17 protein-coding genes are annotated in these 17,985 nt (G+C 69.4%); 9 read left to right on the plus strand and 8 right to left on the minus strand.

Annotated elements, in window-relative coordinates; all coding sequences use genetic code 11:
- The first annotated feature begins 186 nt into the window (after window positions 1–186).
- Both NMI01S_RS10920 and NMI01S_RS10925 read left to right on the plus strand, forming a co-directional pair.
- On the plus strand, window positions 187–1,257 hold the full coding sequence (locus NMI01S_RS10920) for an NAD(P)H-dependent amine dehydrogenase family protein (RefSeq protein ID WP_062996202.1): 1,071 nt from the start codon (window positions 187–189) through the stop codon (window positions 1,255–1,257).
- Window positions 1,254–2,318, plus strand: coding sequence for an NAD-dependent epimerase/dehydratase family protein (locus tag NMI01S_RS10925; protein ID WP_062996204.1), 1,065 nt, complete (start codon window positions 1,254–1,256; stop codon window positions 2,316–2,318). Before NMI01S_RS10920 ends, NMI01S_RS10925 begins: the two co-directional genes overlap by 4 nt.
- Before the next feature lie 51 nt (window positions 2,319–2,369).
- Here the strand turns inward: NMI01S_RS10925 and NMI01S_RS10930 are convergent, their stop codons facing one another.
- The 3 genes from NMI01S_RS10930 to NMI01S_RS10940 form a co-directional block, all read right to left on the minus strand.
- Window positions 2,370–2,600: a hypothetical protein gene (locus tag NMI01S_RS10930; RefSeq protein WP_062996206.1), complete on the minus strand. Its 231-nt coding sequence runs from the start codon at window positions 2,598–2,600 to the stop codon at window positions 2,370–2,372.
- A gap of 189 nt (window positions 2,601–2,789) precedes the next feature.
- Window positions 2,790–2,984, minus strand: a complete 195-nt coding sequence (locus NMI01S_RS10935) for a hypothetical protein (protein WP_062996208.1) — start codon at window positions 2,982–2,984, stop codon at window positions 2,790–2,792.
- A gap of 7 nt (window positions 2,985–2,991) precedes the next feature.
- Window positions 2,992–3,579, minus strand: coding sequence for a TetR/AcrR family transcriptional regulator (locus tag NMI01S_RS10940; protein ID WP_062996210.1), 588 nt, complete (start codon window positions 3,577–3,579; stop codon window positions 2,992–2,994).
- Between the two features lie 116 nt (window positions 3,580–3,695).
- Between NMI01S_RS10940 and NMI01S_RS10945 the strand changes: the two genes are divergently transcribed.
- Window positions 3,696–4,775 carry a Gfo/Idh/MocA family protein gene (locus tag NMI01S_RS10945; protein WP_084512851.1) on the plus strand — a complete coding sequence of 360 codons (1,080 nt, stop codon included), beginning with the start codon at window positions 3,696–3,698 and terminating at the stop codon, window positions 4,773–4,775.
- Window positions 4,776–4,814: 39 nt separating this feature from the next.
- Here the strand turns inward: NMI01S_RS10945 and NMI01S_RS10950 are convergent, their stop codons facing one another.
- The 3 genes from NMI01S_RS10950 to NMI01S_RS10960 are packed head-to-tail and all read right to left on the minus strand — an operon-like array spanning window position 4,815 to window position 7,991.
- A complete protein-coding gene (locus NMI01S_RS10950; protein ID WP_245716813.1) occupies window positions 4,815–6,212 on the minus strand; it encodes a glycoside hydrolase family 27 protein in 1,398 nt (465 codons plus the stop codon).
- Window positions 6,209–7,111 carry a dienelactone hydrolase family protein gene (locus tag NMI01S_RS10955; RefSeq protein WP_062996212.1) on the minus strand — a complete coding sequence of 301 codons (903 nt, stop codon included), beginning with the start codon at window positions 7,109–7,111 and terminating at the stop codon, window positions 6,209–6,211. Before NMI01S_RS10955 ends, NMI01S_RS10950 begins: the two co-directional genes overlap by 4 nt.
- A gap of 58 nt (window positions 7,112–7,169) precedes the next feature.
- Window positions 7,170–7,991, minus strand: a complete 822-nt coding sequence (locus NMI01S_RS10960) for a DUF3097 domain-containing protein (protein ID WP_062996214.1) — start codon at window positions 7,989–7,991, stop codon at window positions 7,170–7,172.
- Window positions 7,992–8,169: 178 nt separating this feature from the next.
- Here NMI01S_RS10960 and NMI01S_RS10965 point away from each other — a divergent pair, with 178 nt between their 5' ends.
- The 6 genes from NMI01S_RS10965 (at window position 8,170) to NMI01S_RS10990 (ending at window position 15,617) form a co-directional block, all read left to right on the plus strand.
- On the plus strand, window positions 8,170–8,601 hold the full coding sequence (locus NMI01S_RS10965) for an NfeD family protein (protein WP_036502267.1): 432 nt from the start codon (window positions 8,170–8,172) through the stop codon (window positions 8,599–8,601).
- The gene (locus NMI01S_RS10970) at window positions 8,601–9,842 is read left to right on the plus strand and encodes an SPFH domain-containing protein (RefSeq protein WP_062996216.1); all 1,242 of its coding nucleotides are present in this window, start codon (window positions 8,601–8,603) and stop codon (window positions 9,840–9,842) included. The genes NMI01S_RS10965 and NMI01S_RS10970 overlap by 1 nt, the downstream gene beginning before the upstream one ends.
- A gap of 100 nt (window positions 9,843–9,942) precedes the next feature.
- Window positions 9,943–11,238 (plus strand): ABC transporter substrate-binding protein, encoded by a 1,296-nt coding sequence (locus NMI01S_RS10975; RefSeq protein WP_062996218.1) that lies wholly within the window; start codon window positions 9,943–9,945, stop codon window positions 11,236–11,238.
- Window positions 11,235–13,169: a hypothetical protein gene (locus NMI01S_RS10980; protein WP_062996220.1), complete on the plus strand. Its 1,935-nt coding sequence runs from the start codon at window positions 11,235–11,237 to the stop codon at window positions 13,167–13,169. The genes NMI01S_RS10975 and NMI01S_RS10980 overlap by 4 nt, the downstream gene beginning before the upstream one ends.
- Window positions 13,166–14,884 (plus strand): hypothetical protein, encoded by a 1,719-nt coding sequence (locus tag NMI01S_RS10985; RefSeq protein ID WP_062996222.1) that lies wholly within the window; start codon window positions 13,166–13,168, stop codon window positions 14,882–14,884. Before NMI01S_RS10980 ends, NMI01S_RS10985 begins: the two co-directional genes overlap by 4 nt.
- Before the next feature lie 397 nt (window positions 14,885–15,281).
- Window positions 15,282–15,617, plus strand: a complete 336-nt coding sequence (locus NMI01S_RS10990) for a transglycosylase family protein (RefSeq protein WP_062996224.1) — start codon at window positions 15,282–15,284, stop codon at window positions 15,615–15,617.
- A gap of 96 nt (window positions 15,618–15,713) precedes the next feature.
- Here the strand turns inward: NMI01S_RS10990 and NMI01S_RS10995 are convergent, their stop codons facing one another.
- Together NMI01S_RS10995 and NMI01S_RS11000 are read right to left on the minus strand one after the other, a co-directional pair.
- Complete coding sequence (locus NMI01S_RS10995) at window positions 15,714–17,057, minus strand: LLM class flavin-dependent oxidoreductase (protein ID WP_062996226.1); 1,344 nt, start codon at window positions 17,055–17,057, stop codon at window positions 15,714–15,716.
- Between the two features lie 30 nt (window positions 17,058–17,087).
- A complete protein-coding gene (locus NMI01S_RS11000) occupies window positions 17,088–17,984 on the minus strand; it encodes an ABC transporter permease (protein WP_062996228.1) in 897 nt (298 codons plus the stop codon).
- Window position 17,985: the final 1 nt, after the last annotated feature.

Consider the following 17,985-nt stretch of genomic DNA (forward strand, 5'->3'; position numbering starts at 1 on the left):
AAACTGGAACATGTTCTAGACACTGTTCCAGAGGTCCGACCGCTGTTCGCGCGGGTGATCTGTTGTCGGTCGCGGAGAGATCGTAGTAGTGTCCAGACACTTGTCCGACTGCGGTTCGTGTGATCACCCGCCGGATGGCCGCGACGCCGATCGCATGCGCTGCCGCAGCGACCCGAGGAGAAACGAATGCCCATCCGCGTCGTGCACATCGGCACCGGCAATGTCGGCCGGCTCGCACTGGCCGGTCTGATCGAGGATCCGCGCTTCGAACTGGTCGGCGTGTGCGTCTCGACGACGGAGAAGGCCGGCAAGGACGCCGGCGAACTGGCCGGCCTGGATGTCACCACCGGTATCCGCGCGACCGGCGACCTGGCCGAGGTGCTCGCCCTGCGCCCGGACTGCGCGGTCTACTGCGCGATGGGCGATACCCGGCTGCTGGAAGCGCTGGAGGACTGCCGCCGCATCCTGGCCGCCGGCGTCGATATCGTCGGAACCGCCCCCGGACTCCTGCAATATCCGTGGAAGGTGTTGCCGGACAAGTTCTTCGCCGCCATCGAGGCCGCAGCGCGCGAGGGTGATGCGAGCGTCTTCATCACCGGGATCGATCCCGGATTCGCCAACGATCTGATCCCGCTCGCCTTCGCCGGCACCTGCCGCGACATCGAACAGGTGCGGTGTTCGGAGATCGCCGACTACGCCACCTACGACGGCGCGACGGTCATGTTCGACGTGATGGGATTCGGCAAACCCCTCGACGAGGTGCCGATGCTGCTGCAGCCCGGTGTGCTGGGCATGGCCTGGGGAACGACGATCCGGCAACTCGAGGCCGGCCTGGGCATCACCGTCGACGAGATCACCGAATCCTACGACCGGGAACCGGCACCGGAAAGCTTCGACATCGCGGCCGGGCATGTGCCCGAAGGGTCGGTCGCGGCACTGCGTTTCGAGATCCGCGGGATGGTGAAGGGCCGCCCGGTCATCGTCATCGAACACACCACCCGGCTGCGGGGTGACCTGCGCCCCGATTGGCCGCAGCCGGCCCAGCCCGGCGGGTCCTATCGGGTCGAGATCGTCGGCGAACCCTCCTATACCGTCGACATCTGTCCTACCAGCCGCCACGGCGACCACAACCACGCGGCGATCGTGGCCGCCGCGGGCCGGGTCGTCAACGCCATTCCCGCGGTGGTCGGCGCCCCCGCCGGAATCCGCACCGCCCTCGACCTGCCGCTGATCGCCGGAAGCGTTGTGGCCGAATGACTTCGGGGCCGATACTCGTCACCGGTGCGTTCGGTCTGGTCGGCACCGCGCTGGTGCGCACCCTCGCCGCACGCGGGACCCGCGTGGTCGCCACCGACCTCGACATCCCGGCCAACCGCCGCACCGCGCGGGAGTTCACCGGTGCCGGCGTGGAGGTGCGGTGGGCGGATCTGACCGTGCCACAGCAGGTTCGCGAGCTGCTGCGATCGGTGCGCCCGAGCGCGATCGTCCATCTCGCCGCGATCATCCCGCCGGTCTGTTACCAGCGCCGCGGCCTCGCCCGCGCCGTCAACGTGGGGGCCACCGCCACACTGCTCGACGCCGCGGCCGAGCTCACCACGCCGCCGAGGTTCGCACTCGCGTCGAGTATCGCGGTCTACGGCGCCCGCAATCCGCATCGGTCCGGCGGACTGCTCACGCCGGACACCCCGGTGCGGCCGACGGATCTGTACGGCGCGCACAAGGCGGAGGCCGAACAGCTGGTGCGGGCGTCACGGCTGGAGTGGGTGATCCTGCGGCTCGGTGGCGTACTCACCGTCGAGCCGATGCTCGGCCTGGACGCGGACATGCTCGCCTTCGAGGCGGCGCTGCCGGCCGACGGGCGGATCAATACGGTCGACGTGCGCGATGTGGCCGCCGCGTTCACGGCCGCGACCGCCACCCCGTCCGCGCGCGAGGTCTTCCTCATCGGCGGTGATGCGTCACATCGGCTGCGCCAGAGCGATATCGGTGCTTCGATCGCCGCCGCCTCCGGGTTGCCGGGGGCCATCCCGCGCGGACTGGACGGGGATCCGGACAGCGATGCGGACTGGTTCGCCACCGACTGGATGGATACCGGGCGCTCGCAGGAAGCGCTGCGCTTCCAGCATTACTCCTTCCCGGAGATGCTCGCCGAAATCCGTTCCAGGACTGGAAAATTGCGGTTCGTCGCCCGCCCGTTCGGTCCGGTGGTGCGCTGGTATCTCGGCCGGTTGTCGCCGTACCGTGACGGCTCGCGGACAGTCGCCGACCCGTGGGGTGCGATCCGCGCGCGGCTGGGTGATCCGGAACCGGATCGCTGATCACCGTTGAGCTCCGGACGCGATCCCCGTCTGGAGCTCACCGGGCGGACGTCATCGATAGATGATCCGTGTCGCGACGTGGTGGACCGAGCAGGTGCCGCTGTGTAGTGAGTAGCCCATGCTCGCGGTCAGCACCGTCCCCAGATAGACGGCCTCCAGTGCCTTCAGGCGCTCAGGATCGACGTCGGAGCCGGTCGCCGCGCGAATGCGACGCCGGATTTCCGGCGTGATCAGGGTCCGGGTACTCGCGACGTCGAACGAGCTGTGCGGTGTTGTCGCCATAGCGTGTCGCTTCTTCCCCTCCGGTACGGAGGAAGTGGCTGAAATCCTGGGTGCCACGGAGGTGGACACCTGTCTGGACAATATTACACTTCGACGCGTACCGCAAAGTCCGACGGCCCCGTCGCCGTGCTGCTGCGGGGCCCGTCAATCCCGTGAGTGACCGATGACCGACGAAGAGCAGGCAATCATCTATTTCGCCGCACTGTGGCTGCCGACGGCGGGCCGCCCGACGAGAAGATCCTCGTGCGATTCGGCATGAGCGAGCAGCGATTCCGCGCTCGGCTCGCAGGCGTCGTCGCCGACCGTGGCACGAGTGTGGATCGCGCGTGGCGGCAGCGAGCCGCGATGCGTAATGGTCTGCGCGGCGAAAGGCCAGCGCGTCACCGTGGATCTACGTGTCGTCGTCCAAGAGGGCACGCAGCGCCGAGTTGGCGACCTGCCGCAACTCGTCGCGGCCGCGCCCGGCCGCGGCCTGCACAGCGATGCCGTCGGAGATGGTGTGGACGAGTGCGGCCAGGATCGCCGGATTGTGGCGAGAGGGCAAGTCGGTGGCCTGCTCGAGCCGCCGGCGCAGGGCCGCCTCGCCGGCTTTGCGTACCGTGACGGCGTCCTGGTGTGCGGCGTGCGCGTCGGGTCCGCAGGCTTGAACGGTCTTGACGCACAGGCAACCATGCGGCGTGCTGTCGCCTGCGGTGAGGTCGACGGCTCCGTGGATCAGTCGCTCGACGACCTCGCGGCCGGTCGGCGCGTTCAGTGCGGCGGCGGCGTAGGCGCCCGGGCCGTCGAGGTAGCGGGCGAGCACCTTGCCGAACAGTTCCTCCTTGTTGCCGAAGGCGGCATAGAGGCTGGGCTTGTTGATGCCCATCGCCGTGGTCAGGTCGGTCAACGAGGTGCCTTCGAAGCCGTTGCGCCAGAACGCCTCCACTGCGCGGTCGAGCGCGGTGTCTGTGTCGAACGAGCGGGGGCGTCCGCCGGGCATGGAGTCCTCCGGTGTCGTCTGCGAATTTTTTTACCTATCGGTACATTACCCATTGCGCGAGGATGTCACGCCCTCTAGTTTCTTACCGAAAGGTATAGAACTGGAGGGCGGAATTCATGATCCGAGTCGGAGTTGTCGGAGCCAGCGGTTGGGCGGGTAACTCACACCTGCCGGCGCTCGCAGCGCTCGAGGAGTTCGACGTGACCGCGGTCGCGACCACGAATCAGGCCAGCGCGGACCGGGCGGCCGCCGCTCACGGCGTACGGCACGCCTTCGCCGACGCGGGCGAACTCGTCGCGCAGCCCGAGGTCGACGTGGTCGTCGTCTCGGTGAAGGCATCCGGGCACGCCGCCGTGATCAAGGCAGCGCTCGCCGCTGGTAAGCACGTCGTGTCCGAGTGGCCGCTGGGCATCGACGCCGACGAAGCGGGCGAGCTGACCGAGGCCGCCACCGCTGCCGGCGTGGTTCACGCGGTCGTCCTGCAGGGCCACCATTCCCCGAACGCCCGCTTCGTCGCGGACCTACTGGCCGACGACCGGATCGGCACGCTCGAATCGGTCGCGCTGGTGGCGGAAGGCGCCCCCTGGGGCGGCAGTCGAATACGGCCGAACCTGGTGTTCGGCCTCGACCCTTCGGAGGGCACCGACATCCTCACCATCATGGCCGGTCACTTCCTGGCCACACTCGAATGTGTCGCGGGCCCACTGACCGAAGTCTCCGCACGGCTGCCGCGCACGCACGACCGGGTGCTCATCGCCGGGACGCAGCAGTCGGTGCCCAACGCCACACCCAGCCACGTGCTGTTGCACGGACTGCTGGCCGGCGGCGCCACCACATCGGTCGCCGTGCACGGCGGCAACGGACCCGCCCGGTACGGATTCCGCCTCGAGCTCGTCGGCAGCGACGCCACGTTGACCGCCACACCGACCCAGCCCGGGACGTTCATCCACTGGGGCGACTGGGACATCCGGATCGGCGACGAGACCCTGGCTGTCCCCGACACCTATCGCACCGTCCCGGCCGGAGTGCGGTCCGGCCCACCGGCCAATGTCGCCGCGCTGTACCAGGAGGTCGCCCGAGCCATCACCGAAGCCCGGCAACCACATCCCAGCTTCGAGACCGCCCTGCGACACCACCGGCTCCTCGCCGCCATCGAACAGTCGGCAGCCGACGGAATGCTTCGGCGCCTCTCGTAACCGACATTCCCTGTGACATCGAGATTCGGTCGGGGGACATCACGCGGCGGGAGTGATCCTCAGCAGCACCACGCCGTGGGCGGGGATGTCCGGCGCGACGATACGGCCGTCGGTCACCGTCGTCGTCGCGGCCCAGATGTCGTGCACGGTGTACGACCGCGCCTGTGCGAGACCGGCTTCGGAGGCGCTGGTCGCGAGGGTCAGCGGCTGGTCGCCGGGGTTGAGCAGGGCCACGGCGACCGAACCATCGGACAGAGGTTTGGTGAGGATCCGGTCCTCGTGAGGCAGCGGCACCGCGGGCGCCACCCGCGGATCCTGGTCGATGGCGATGACACCGGCGTCGGTGAGCACGGCACGTGTGGGCTCGCTCATCGTGCGGACATCGTTTCCCGCGATGAGCGGCGCGGACAGCATCGCCCACAGCGACAGGTGCGCCTTTTGCTCGGCGGGCGAGAGGGTGCGTGGATTTCGCAGCAGCGCCAGCGTTTCCGGGGAGATTCCCAAACGGCGGGCCAGGTAGGCGGTCTCGTCGGCGCTGAGTGCCGGGCGCCGAACAGCGGTTCCGGGCAGGCCGTCCAGATGAGCACCGAGAAATTGCGACATCGACTGTCCGACGACCAGCATGTCCGGGTCGGGCCAGTAGCCCGGACGGCCGGGCCGGGCGCGGAGTGCGGCGTCTGCCTCGTCGGCGACACCGCGGACCGTCGTGGTGTCGAATCCGCCGATATCCGGTTCGGAAAAGGTGTTGCGCCACATCGGGATCAGATCGTCGGAGCTGCGAGCCGAATTGGCGACGGCCGACCAGTCGTACTCGACACCGGCGTGGGCGTCGGCGGAACTGTTCGGATTGATCATGTAGACGATGCCACGTCCGGTCGATCGCAGCGCGTCGCGCATCCGGGCGAAATCACGAACCTGCTCCTCGTGATTCGCGTCGGTCCGGCACCAGTCGTATTTGAGCAGGTCGACACCCCAGTCGGCGAATCGCCGCGCATCCTGCAACTCGTGGCCGCGGCTCGCGGTCGCCGGGGTCTGCCCGCAGATCTCGTTGAAGGGACTGGAATACAGCCCCAGAGACATCCCGTGTCGATGGGCGTACGCGGCCACGGCGGCGATGCCGTGCGGGAACCGGACCGGATCCGCGACGAGCTCGCCCGACGAATCCCGCTGCGGGGCAGCCCAGCCCGCGTCGAGGTCGACGTAGCGATAGCCGGCATCGCGCATCCCGTCCGACACCATCGCGTCGATCGTCTCGCGCACCGATTGCTCGGTCAGCGCTATTCCGGAATCCCAGGAATTCCACCCCATCGGGGCGGTCGCTCGCACGGGGGCCGGATCGAGCACGGGCGGACTCATCGCGCTCCCGGTCGTCGCCGCAGCCACCGCGACGACACCCGCCACGAGCGGTGCGAGCCGGATCACGCCGGCGCGTCTCACCCGAGATATTGCGCGTACCAGTCGGTGACGCGCTGCCAGGCGGCGGCGGCCGCGGTGGGCTGATAGTTCGGGCCGGTGTCGTTGAAGAACGCGTGTTTGGCATCGTCGGCGACGAAGATCTCGTGCGGCACGCCGGCTCGGTTCAACGCCGCCTCGGCCGCGGGGCGGGTGGCGTCGACGCGGGTGTCGAGCGCGCCGTAGACGGCCAGGACCGCACTCGCGGTGGTGATCTCACCGCCCTCGGGGTACGGACCGTAGAACGGCGTGGCCGCGGCCAGCTCCCGGGTGCCGTGGGTGAGCAGCAGCCAGGTGAGACCGCCGCCGAAACAGAAACCCGTGGCGCCCAGCTTCTTTCCCGGCACCCGGCGTCCCAGTTCCGCCAGTCCGGACTGGAGATCGGCGAGGAAACGGTCCTGGGGTGCCTTGCCCAGAGCCGCGGTGGCGGCGGCCGGGTCGGTGAAGGTGGCGGTACCGCCCTCTTCGGAGAGCAGGTCCACCGCGAGCGCGGAATATCCGATTCCGGCGAAACGTCCGGCGACGGAACGGATGTGATCGGTGAGGCCCTTGTTCTCGTGGATCACCAGGACTGCGCCCCGAGGTTGCGCCGCGGCGGCCCAGGCGGCCTGCAGGGTGCGGCCGTCGGGTCCGGGGAAGGTGATCGCGCTCGGCTGGACCGCGGTCGCGGTGCCCGGCGGTGGCGCGGAACTCGCCGGCGCGGTCGGTCCCGTGGTCCCGGCCGAGGTGCCGGACCGCTGCGCGCAGGCGGCCAGCAGCGCCACCGCGGCCGGGGTGCCGAGCCCCAGCAGGCTCAACCGTCGCAGCGCCTCCCGGCGGCTGAGCAGGCCCTCGGCATGGTCGGTGCCGATCTCCTCTGCGATATAGCGCTGCAGCGGCGTCATACCGGCCAGCGTAGCCACGGCACCTGGGTATCGGCAGACCTACGGCGAACCGGCGCCCTCACTCCGGTTCGGTGACGAAGTCGATCAGCTGTTCCACCGCGCCCAGCAGCGGCGCTTCCAGATCGCGGAAGTTGTCGACGGCGTTGTAGACCCGTCGCCAGCCCTCCGACGGGGTGCCCCAGCCGAGACGGCGGCAGACGCCGGTCTTCCAGTCCTCACCGCGCGGCACCTGCGGCCAGGCCTCGATGCCGACGGCCTGCGGTCGCACCGCCTGCCAGATATCGATATAGGGGTGCCCGGTCACCAGGACGTGCGGGCCGAGGCCGGTGGTCAGATTCGTCTCCTTGGAGCCGGTGACCAGGTGGTCGACCAGCACTCCGACCCGCCGGCCGGGTTCCGGGCCGAAGTCGGTCAGCCGCGCGGCCAGATGGTCGAGGCCTTCCAGATGCTCCACGACCACGCCCTCGACGCGCAGATCGTGTCCCCAGACGCGTTCCACCAGCGCCGCGTCGTGCACGCCCTCGACCCAGATCCGGCTGGCGCGCGCCACGCGGGCGCGCAGCCCCTCCACGCGGGTGGACCCCGACGCGGACCGCGTGGGGGCGGCCGGCGCGGTCGCCTTCGGCCGCACCAGCGTCACCGGCTGCCCGTCGATCAGGAACGCCGCCTCACGCAAGGCGAACAGCCGGACCCGGCCGCCGCGGTCCTCGAGTTTGACGAACTCGCCGTCGTAGGTGCGCTCGAAACCGACCACGGCGCCGCAGAATCCGCTGGCCGCGTCCTCGGCGACGAGGTCGCGTTCGGCCACCACCTGCGGTACCGCGCGCTTGCGGGTTCGAGCGTGTCCGGAATAGATGTCACCGTATTCGCGCGCACTCACCCGGCCGAAACTACCTGTTCCCCTTGCCGTTCGGCGGGAGGCCAGGCCCCGACCGGCGGTGCGGTCCGGCCGACGACGGCTCGCGCCCACCGGATCTGGACCGGTGACCGGCGTGTTTCCACTCCGACTCGTCCCGCTAAAGGCGCGGAAAAACGGACAGGCACGGTACGGTTGACTTGTGGCCGCAATCGTATGGCTGGTCGCGGGAATTCTGCTCGCCGCAGCCGAGATGCTCACCGGTGACTTCACGCTGCTCATGTTGGGCGGCGCGGCGTTGATCACCGCGGGGGTTGCCGGGATCGCGCAGACGTCGGTGGTGATCGACGCCGTGGTGTTCGCGATCTCCGCCATCGGGCTGCTGTTCGTCGTTCGCCCGATGTTGTTGCGCCGCTTCGCAACTCCACCGCCCACGCCGACCAATGTCGACGCGTTGCCGGGGAAGACCGCGAAGGTGCTGGAAGCGGTGAACGAGAACAGCGGTCAGGTGAAGATCGGTGGCGAAGTGTGGAGCGCACGCCCGTTCGACCCGGCCGATGAGTATGCCGAGGGTGAGACCGTCTACGTCATGAAGATCGACGGCGCGCACGCCGTTGTCTGGAAGGGGCCGTAATGGCTGTACTGATCGTCGCGATCGTCATCGTGGTGCTGGTCGCGGTGGTGGTCTTCAAGTCGATCGCGCTGGTACCGCAGGCCGAGGCCGCGGTGATCGAGCGGCTGGGCAGATATTCGCGCACCGTATCGGGCCAGTTGACATTCCTGGTCCCGTTCGCCGACCGGATCCGCGCGAAGGTCGACCTGCGCGAGCGGGTCGTGTCGTTCCCGCCGCAGCCGGTGATCACCCAGGACAACCTCACCGTGCAGATCGACTCGGTGGTGTATTTCCAGGTCACCAGCCCGCAGGCCGCGGTCTACGAGATCAGTAACTACATCGCCGCGGTCGAGCAGCTGACCATCACCACCCTGCGCAACGTGGTCGGCGGCATGACCCTGGAGGAGACGCTGACCTCCCGCGACCAGATCAACTCGCAGCTGCGCGGCGTCCTCGACGAGGCGACCGGCCGCTGGGGCCTGCGGGTGGCGCGAGTGGAATTGAAGGCCATCGATCCGCCGCCGTCGATTCAGGAATCGATGGAGAAGCAGATGAAGGCCGATCGTGAGAAGCGCGCGATGATCCTCACCGCGGAAGGTAACCGCGAGGCGCAGATCAAGACGGCCGAGGGTGCCAAGCAGTCCCAGATCCTGGCGGCCGAGGGCTCCAAGCAGTCGGCCATTCTGTCCGCCGAAGGTGAGCGGCAGAGCCGGATCCTGCGTGCCCAGGGTGAACGCGCCGCGGCCTACCTGCAGGCTCAGGGCCAGGCCAAGGCGATCGAAAAGGTCTTCGCCGCAATCAAATCCGGCAAACCGACCCCGGAACTGCTCGCCTACCAGTACATGCAGACGCTGCCGCTGGTGGCGAAGGGCGACGCCAACAAGGTGTGGATGGTGCCCAGCGACTTCGGTAAGGCGCTGGAAGGGTTCGCCCGCAATTTCGGCACGCAGGGCGAGGACGGCGTCTTCCGCTACGAGCCCAGCGACGACGGCGCCGCGGGCACACCCGACGACGACGCCGACGAAGTGGCCGATTGGTTCGACATCAAGACCGATCCGGCAGCCGAGCGGGCGGTGCGCGCGGCCGAGGCCGCGGCGGCGACACCGGTCGATTCGCCGCTGATCGCGCCCAATCAGCCCCGGCATCTGCCGCCGCAGAGCGCTCCCATTCCGCCGTCGCCCCCCGCGCAGCAGCAACCGGCGCCGCGCCCCGGCGATGCGGGCGGGCGGCCGTGGCAGCCGCCGGAGTATCCGGGACGTTGACGGGGTAACCGTATTTCAGCGATGATCCGAATGCCGGTCCGCGAATCACGCGGGCCGGCATTCGAATGTCGGTGCAGGGCACGCGGACTCGGGGGTGGGCATGGCGACACGGCGGGCGGTGCTGCGTGCCGCGGCGTTGGCGCCGGTGCTGACCGCGTGCGCCCCCGGAGTCCTGTTCGGCCACCCCGCCTCGGTGCGGATCGCGGTGCCCTGGAGCGGATCCGAGCTCGCCGCGTTCCGCCGGGTGCTCGACGATGCGGGCCTCGGTGCCACGGTCGCGGTGTTGCCGCTCGGCGACGACATCGATACGGCCCTGCAGGCGCGCGGCCGCTCCGCCCCCGATCTGGTGATGTTGCCCGAGGTCGGCCGGATCGGTGAGCTGGCGGGCGGAGTGTTGCGTGCACTGCCGCCCACGCTGTGGCACGACGCGGCGGGGCCGCGCTATCCGGACCAGTGGCGCTCGCTGCTGTGGAAAGACGGTGCGCTCTACGGCATTCCGTTCAAGGCGGCCGACAAGTCGCTGGTGTGGTACGACCGCTACGCCTTCGGCGGCGACCGGCCGCGCGACGATCCGCGCGACTGGACCGTCTCGCAGTGGCCGCAGCGTATCGCGGAGGCGACCACCCGCCGCCCACTGGCGCTGGGCGGTGCCGACGGCTGGGTGCTGGCCGACCTGTTCGGCAACATCCTCTACGGCGAATCCGCCTGGGATTACGAGGATCTGGCTGCCGCCGGCGAGCCGCACCGTCCGCGGGAATGGGATCGTGACGCGGTGCGGGCCACCCTCTACCGCCTCGGCACTCTGTGGGCACCGCGCGGCACCTTCCCGGGCGGTATCGCCGCGACCCTGACCCGGCAATTTCCGGAATCGGTGCGCGAGGTGTTCGAACGGCGCACCGCGGCGATGGTGGTGGCCCCGGATTTCGCGGAACCCATCGTGCGCAGCTGCCTGCGCCGGGCCGGCAGGCCCGCGGACGCGGTGGGCGTGATGCCCTTTCCGGCGGTGGCGCCCGGGGGCCCGCGCCCGGCCATCGGCGGCGGCGACGTGATCGTCGCGACCGCGGCCGGTGCCCACGATGCGGTGCCGGTGCTCGGCGCACTGACCGCGCCGGGCGCCGTCTCGGCCTGGATCGGCGACTACGGCGGCTTCCTGGCACCCAGTCCGCGCACCGTCCCGGACCACGCGCCGATGCTGGATCCGGTTGCGGGCCGGCTGCATTCGTGGTCCGCGTTCGATTTCGCCGATCTCATCGGCGCCGCCGGGCGGCGCGACGGCCTGTGGCGGGTGCTGACCGACCTGCTCATCACCGTCGGCGACGGGCACGCCGAGCGACTCGACGCGGCGGTCGATCACGCGGTGCGCGCACTCGACGAGTTCGAACGGAGAGCGCGATGACGGCCGGGCACATCCACGCGCACGGACTGGATCTGGAGCCGGCGCTCACACGTATCGCCGGTCCGGTGGTCCCGGGACGCCACCCTCGGCGGTGGTCGATGTGGCCCGCGCAGCTGCCGGCACTGGTGCTGATCCTGCTGTTGCTGGTCGGGCCGGCCGCCACCACGGTCTGGACCGCGGTCCGCGCACAGTGGGCGATGGTCGGATGGTGTGCGCTGCTGGTGGTACTGGTCGCGGCGAGCACGATGCTGTGGCGCCGGGACGACGCGGTGCGCGCACTGGTGGCGGCGGCTGTGCGGGGTCGCTGGATATTGCTGCGCAATCGATTGTGGCCGACCGTATGTCGCCGCGAGGTGCGGGACGGCGCGAGCCTCGTCGCACGGATTCGGTGGCGTTCGCTGTGGTGGCCCGTCGTGGTGGTCGCGCTCGTGGTGACCATTCGGGGAATCGGCGTCGAGCTGGGGCCCGGTGGGCGCGGCGCCTATGTCCGCACTCTCGTGTGGGTGCTGTGTGCGCTGGCCGTGCTGGTCCTGGCCTTGGAATTGGCTTGGCGCGGCCGCCGGGGCTGGTGGCCGTGGCCACCGCTGATTCTGCCGTTCGGCGTTTCCGCCTTCGTCGCCGGACTGGCCCTGCGCCTGCTGGCCGAGAATCCCGACTACCGGATGCCGGTCCCGGGGGTGGCGGGGCAGCGCGTCTGGCTGATGACCCTGCTGATCGCGGCCTTCGTGTGGTGCTGGCTGGGTGCGCTGTTCGCGTTGTTCCGCGCCGCGATCGCGGCCATCGAAGCCGATCCGGTGCGGCGCGGCTACCTCGAGGACGCGCGCGGCGCGGGCCGGACCCGGGCCCGGCTGTTCGAATTGGTACGCCCGGTCTTCCTGATTCTCGGCCTCGTCGTCGCCGTCGCCGCGGCGCGGATCTTCGACATCATCCTGATCGCGGTGCCGGGATCGCTGCAGTATTCGCTGGACTCGGCGACCGTGCACTGGTGGCGGCTGGTCTCCGATCCCGATGCCGATCCCGGTGTGGCCGCGGCCTATTCGCTGCCACTGGCGGTGCTGATCGGTTCGGCGGCGTGGATTCTGCAGACCGACGTGCGCCGCCACCGCGTCGGCTGGATGCGCCGTCCGAGCGCCGATCCGGTCCGCACGAGGCGTACCGCGCGCGGTGTCCTCCGGCTCGCGGCGGTCTCGTCGCTCTCGCTGGGGCCGTTGCTGGCGTTGGTGGTGTTCAGCTGGGTGGGCGCCGACGGCCCCGCCCTCGCGGGCGCCGGATCGGTGTGGCAGCACCGAGAGTTGTTGCATGCCATGGCCAATACGGGCTGGGTGGCGGTGTGGGCCACCGTTCTCGTCATCGGTGCGGCGTTCCCGGTCGCCCATCAGCTCGCCGCGCTGCCCGCCGATGCGCTGCGTTCGCGGATCGCGGTGGTGGTGCTGGTGGTGTTCACCGTGCTGCCCGCGCAGCTCTACGTCGGGCCCATCCGGCGGGTCATCGAGCGGATGGGATTGACCGGGACGTCGTTCTCCTCGCTGATCGTGGTGCACGCCGCGATCGGATTGCCCATCGCGATCCTGATTCTGCGCGGGGCGCTGCTCGCGCCCTCGGATGGTCCGGCCGCCGACGCCCTGCACGGTCTGGCCAAGCCGTGGGCCGTCCTGGGCCGCGTGGTGTCGACCGCGTGGCCCGCTGTCGGCGCGGTCGCGGTACTCGAACTGATTCAGGTGTGGAACGACTTCTTCATCGGATTGATGGTCAGCGGCGCCGATGTCAGTCCGTGGTCGCTGCTGCTGTGGGGCGACGCGCGCCAATTCCAGGAGAACGCCGCCCATCTCGCGGCCGGGGCACTGCTGTCGACGGTCCCGCCGGTGCTGCTGTTGCTGATGACCTGGCGGCGCTTCCTGGTGCCGGGATTGACGGGTGGGATCGTGCGATGAGCGGCGGCCACTCGCACCGGCCCGAGCACGACATCGCGTCGCAGCTCATCGCCACCCCGAAATCCTCTGTCTGGCAAGGATTTCTGGGTGCGGCGTGGGTGATGTCGTCGTCGCTGCTGCTCGAGGTGGTGGCGAAACTGCTGGAGGGTTCGGTCGGGCAGAGCCGGGTGCTGAACTCGCTGGCCGGGGTGCTGCGCTGGGTGGCGGTCGCGGTGGTGGCGGCGGCCGCGCTGTACGTGCTGTGGCGCAAGACGATGGATATGCGCGAAGGCGCGCGTGTCCGGCGGGAACTGGATCTCACCGCCGACCTGGTGCAGCCGCCGCCCGTGGTCGAGCGGACCGTCGCGGCGCTGCCCGCGCTCGCGCCGGCCCGGACGCAGCCGCTGGACGCAACCGATGCGGCCGTCGCCGCCGTTCTGCGGGCACTGCCGTTCACCGACTACGAGGCGGCGGCGCTCTACGACACCGTGACCGCGATGCTCGACAGTGCGACGGTCCTGCCGGGGGAGCAGGCGGTGGTTCAGCGCTCCACCGGCGAGGTTCTGATCCGGCTCGCCGCCCACGGTGTGATCGTCCACGACGGACACGACCGATTCGCCGTGGCGAAGACCACGACGCCGCCGGACCGTGCCGTCGTCCGCCGCACACCGCAGTGGCGGGCCACGTGGCCGGCGCTGATCCGGCACTACTCCGACCGTGCGACGCGCTGGGCGGTGGCCCTGGATTCGGATCGGCTCGGCGCCGGCGCGCATCGGTGGTTCACGGGAACGGCGGACCGGCTGGCCGAGCTGGTGCGCGAATGCGCGGACTGCGATCACGGCGTCGAACTCGACATCCCGGCCCTGGCCCGGATCGCCGACGCGCTCGACCTCTGGTACGCGCGGATCGGGGCGCCTGCCGACGGTCCGGCGGCGCGAGCGATGCTCGCCCTGAGCGGTCCGGCGCATCCGCAGATCAGCGAACTGGCATCGATTCGCTGCGATCTGGCGCTCGCTACCGCGACACGCCGGCGAGGGCCGCGCGCGCTCCGGAAGCGGCGCCGCAGCCGTCCACGCCGGAGCACGGGCTTGGATGCTCGGCGCGCGCATGCCGAGGCGATGCGAGATTTCGACCGCTTGCCGGGCGGGGAGTACCCACTGCCCGACATCGTGGCCGGGTTCGAGCGCGCGTGGTGGCTGCTGCCGCGTCGCGACATCGCCGCCGAGGTCTGTGCGCTGAACGACCTCGCCATCGCACATATGCACGAAGGCCGCCTGGACGCCGCCCGTGACCGTCTCGAGCTGGCCGAAACCCTGACCCGCGGCGGGCGCAACCCGTCCGGCCGGGCACACACCTTCGAAACGCTGGGGCTGTTGTGGTGGATGCGCGGTGAGCCGCGGCGCGCGATGCGCTGGTGGCTGCTGGCGCTGACCCGCTACCGCGATCTCGGTCACGAACTGGGGATCTGCCGGTGCCTGCAGCATCTGGGCGGCGCGGTGGCGGTCGTGCCCGAATACGGCGGTCTGCTGCTCGCGGGACCGCTGAGCACGGGCGAGATCCTGCGTCAGGCCTCGGGCTGGCTGGCCTACGCCGAGCGGGGCCGTCCCGGCGGGGCGGGCCGGACTCCGGCCCTCGCATCCCGCTACCGTCGGCGTGTCGCGCAAGCACTGGAGGATGCGCAGCTCACGTCGCTGGACACGGTGGACCGGTGGCCCGTCACCGTGTCCGAGCGTTAGCCCTCTGACCGGCCCGAATGAGTGTCGGCGGGGGCTTCGAGCCGACGAAACCGCCGATTTCGGACGTTATCATGCGACGGGGATCACTATTTCTCAGTGATCTCGACCACATAACGTTTATATAACTACATTTATGTAACGCGCGTTTATCCCACCATGCGCTGCGTAAACGTGAATATCCTCCACGTTGGGTTGAGACAGTTCGGTTGTTATCGCAACGTGATGTATCGAGATTTCTCCGTTACCGTCGTCTGCAGCTCGGAATTCCGGGCTGACGCTCGAATCGCTGAACACCGGCAACCCTGTCCCGCGGTTCGAGTTCGACCCCGAGATACCTGGGGGCAGGGACCCGTAATCGTCACCATCGGGCCGGCTGGGCGCAGGCAGGAAACTCCACATGTCTCGTAACCGTAAGTTCAGCACTCGCGCACTCGGCTTCGCCGCCGTCGCCGGCGCCATCGTCGCCGTCCCCTTCGGCCTGACCGCTACCGCGTCTGCCGACGGCGGCCACGACTGGGATGCCGTGGCGGCGTGCGAGGCCAGCGGCAACTGGGGCGCCGACACCGGAAACGGTTTCTACGGCGGCCTGCAGTTCACCCAGAGCACCTGGGAGGCCAATGGCGGCAGTGGCAACCCGGCCAACGCCAGCCGCTCCGAGCAGATCCGCGTCGCGGAGAACGTGCTCGCCAGCCAGGGCCCCGGCGCCTGGCCGGTGTGCGGCGCGAACCTGTAAGGTTCGCCGCCACCTGCGGTTCGTCCGCGTACACAGCGTGCAGACAGGCCCCTCCCGGATCTACCCGGAAGGGGCCTGTCGCGTTGTATTCGCCGGTCAGGCGCTGATCGCCGCTCCGGCCGCGAACCGGCTCTCCACCGGCGCGAGGCCGTAGTGCCCGCGCAGGGTGTCGGCGGTGTATTCGGTGCGGAACAGGCCGCGTTCCTGCAGGATCGGCACCACCCGGTCGACGAAATCGGTGAGTCCGCCGGGCAGATACGGCGGCATGATGTTGAATCCGTCGGCGGCGCCCGCCTCGAACCAGGTCTGCAGTTCGTCGGCGATCTGCTCCGGCGTGCCGGCGAAGCTGCGATGTCCGCGCCCGCCGCCGAGTTTGCCGATCAGCTGCCGCACGGTCAGCTGCTCTTGCGTAGCCAACTCCTTGACCAGCGTGAACCGGGACTTGTTGCCTTCGATCTCGCTCTCCACCGGCAGCGGCGGTAGTGGCGCGTCCAGCGGATGGTCGGTCAGGTCGATGCCCAGCTGCGTGGACAGCTGGCGCAACGCGTAGTCGGGAGAGATGAGATCGGTGAACTCCTGCTCCAGTGCCAGCGCTTCGGCGGGCGTATCGGCGATGTAGGGCACCAGGCCGGGAAGGACCTTCAGCTCGTCGGCGCCGCGGCCGTACTTCGGCAGCCGTGATTTCAGGTCGCGATAGAAGCGCTGTCCCTCCTCCAGGGTGCGCTGTGCGGTGAACACCGCCTCGGCGTAGCGGGCGGCGAATTCCTTTCCGCTCTCGGAGGATCCGGCCTGCACCAGCAGTGGCCGGCCCTGCGGGCCGCGCGGGGAGTTCAACGGTCCGCGCACCCGGAACCGGTCGCTGTCGTAGTCGATGGTGTGCACCTTGTCCGGATCGGCGAAGACCCCGGCCTCGGGGTCGAGCACGACGGCCGAGGACTCCCAGCTGTCCCACAATTGCAATGCGACATCGACGAATTCGGTGGCGCGCTCATATCGCCGAGCATGTTCGGGAATCGCGTCGTAGCCGAAATTGTAGGCCTCGTCGACGCTGCCGGACGTGACGATGTTCCACCCGGCTCGCCCGCCACTGATGTGGTCGAGCGAGGCGAATTTGCGGGCCAGATTGAACGGTTCGTTATAGGTCGTCGAGGCCGTCGCGATGAGACCGATATGGTCGGTCGCCGCGGCGATGGCCGACAGCAATGTCACCGGTTCGAACACCGCGAGCGTATTGCGCTGAATGCGCGGGCCCACCGCCAGACCGTCGGCGAAGAAGACCGAATCCAGTTTGCCTCGCTCGGCGATGCGGCCCAATTCCTGGAAATGCTTCACGTCCAGCACGCGCCGTTCCTCGGTGCGCGGATGGCGCCAGGCCGCCTCGTGATGACCGACGCCCATCAGAAAGGCGTTGAGATGAAAGGTTTTCGGTGATGGCGACATCGAGCGTCGTCGTCCCTTCGGTGTAGTGCTTCAGCGATCGGATTGCGGGCGCCAGCGGGTGAGGCGGCGTTCGATCGCGACGAGTACGGCGTTGTAGACCAGGCCGACGATCGCGATGGCGACGATCCCGACATACATGTCGGGGATCTGGAAATTCTGCTGCGCGGCGGTGATGAGGTAGCCGAGTCCCGCTCGCGCACCGGACATCTCGGTGGCGATCAGGACCAGGATCGAGGCCGAGGCCGCCATCCGGATGCCGGTGAAGATGGTCGGGACGGCGGCGGGCAGGATCACCTTCTGGAACAGCCGCAGCGGCGAGAAGCCGAGTGACACAGCCGATTTGATCAGCAGGGGGTCGACCGATCGAACGCCGCTGATGGTGTTCAGCAAGATCGGGAAGAAGCCCGCGTAGACCACGATCGCGACCTTGGAGGTCTCGCCGATGCCGAGGATCAGGATGAACACCGGCAGCAGCGCCAGCGCCGCGGTGTTGCGGAACAGTTCGAGCAGCGGGTTCACGAAGTCGGCCACCGGCTTGTACCACGCGATGGCGACGCCGGCCGGAACGGCGCACGCCACAGCTATCGCGAAGCCGACCAGGGATCGGCCCAGACTGGCGGAGGTGTTGTCCCAGAGCTGACCGTTGCGGATCAGCTCGTCTCCGCGCTGCACGACGGTGGAGAAGGGCGGCAGGAAGATCTGATCGACCAGGCCGAATCGGGGCGCGAGCTCCCAGAATGCCAGAAACAGGCCGATGACCAGGACGGGCTTGAACAGCCGCCAGCCCCAGCGGCCGGCCAGGGCGGCCAGCTGCCGTCCCGTGCCGGCGGTGGAGCGAGCGGGAGCCTCGGCCGCACTCCCGGCCGAGACGGAGGACTTCTTCGACACCAGCACGGGTTCGGCGGTGGCGGGCAACGTGGTGGACATG

The organism is Nocardia mikamii NBRC 108933 (assembly GCF_001613505.1).
Taxonomy (GTDB): Bacteria; Actinomycetota; Actinomycetes; order Mycobacteriales; family Mycobacteriaceae; genus Nocardia; species Nocardia mikamii.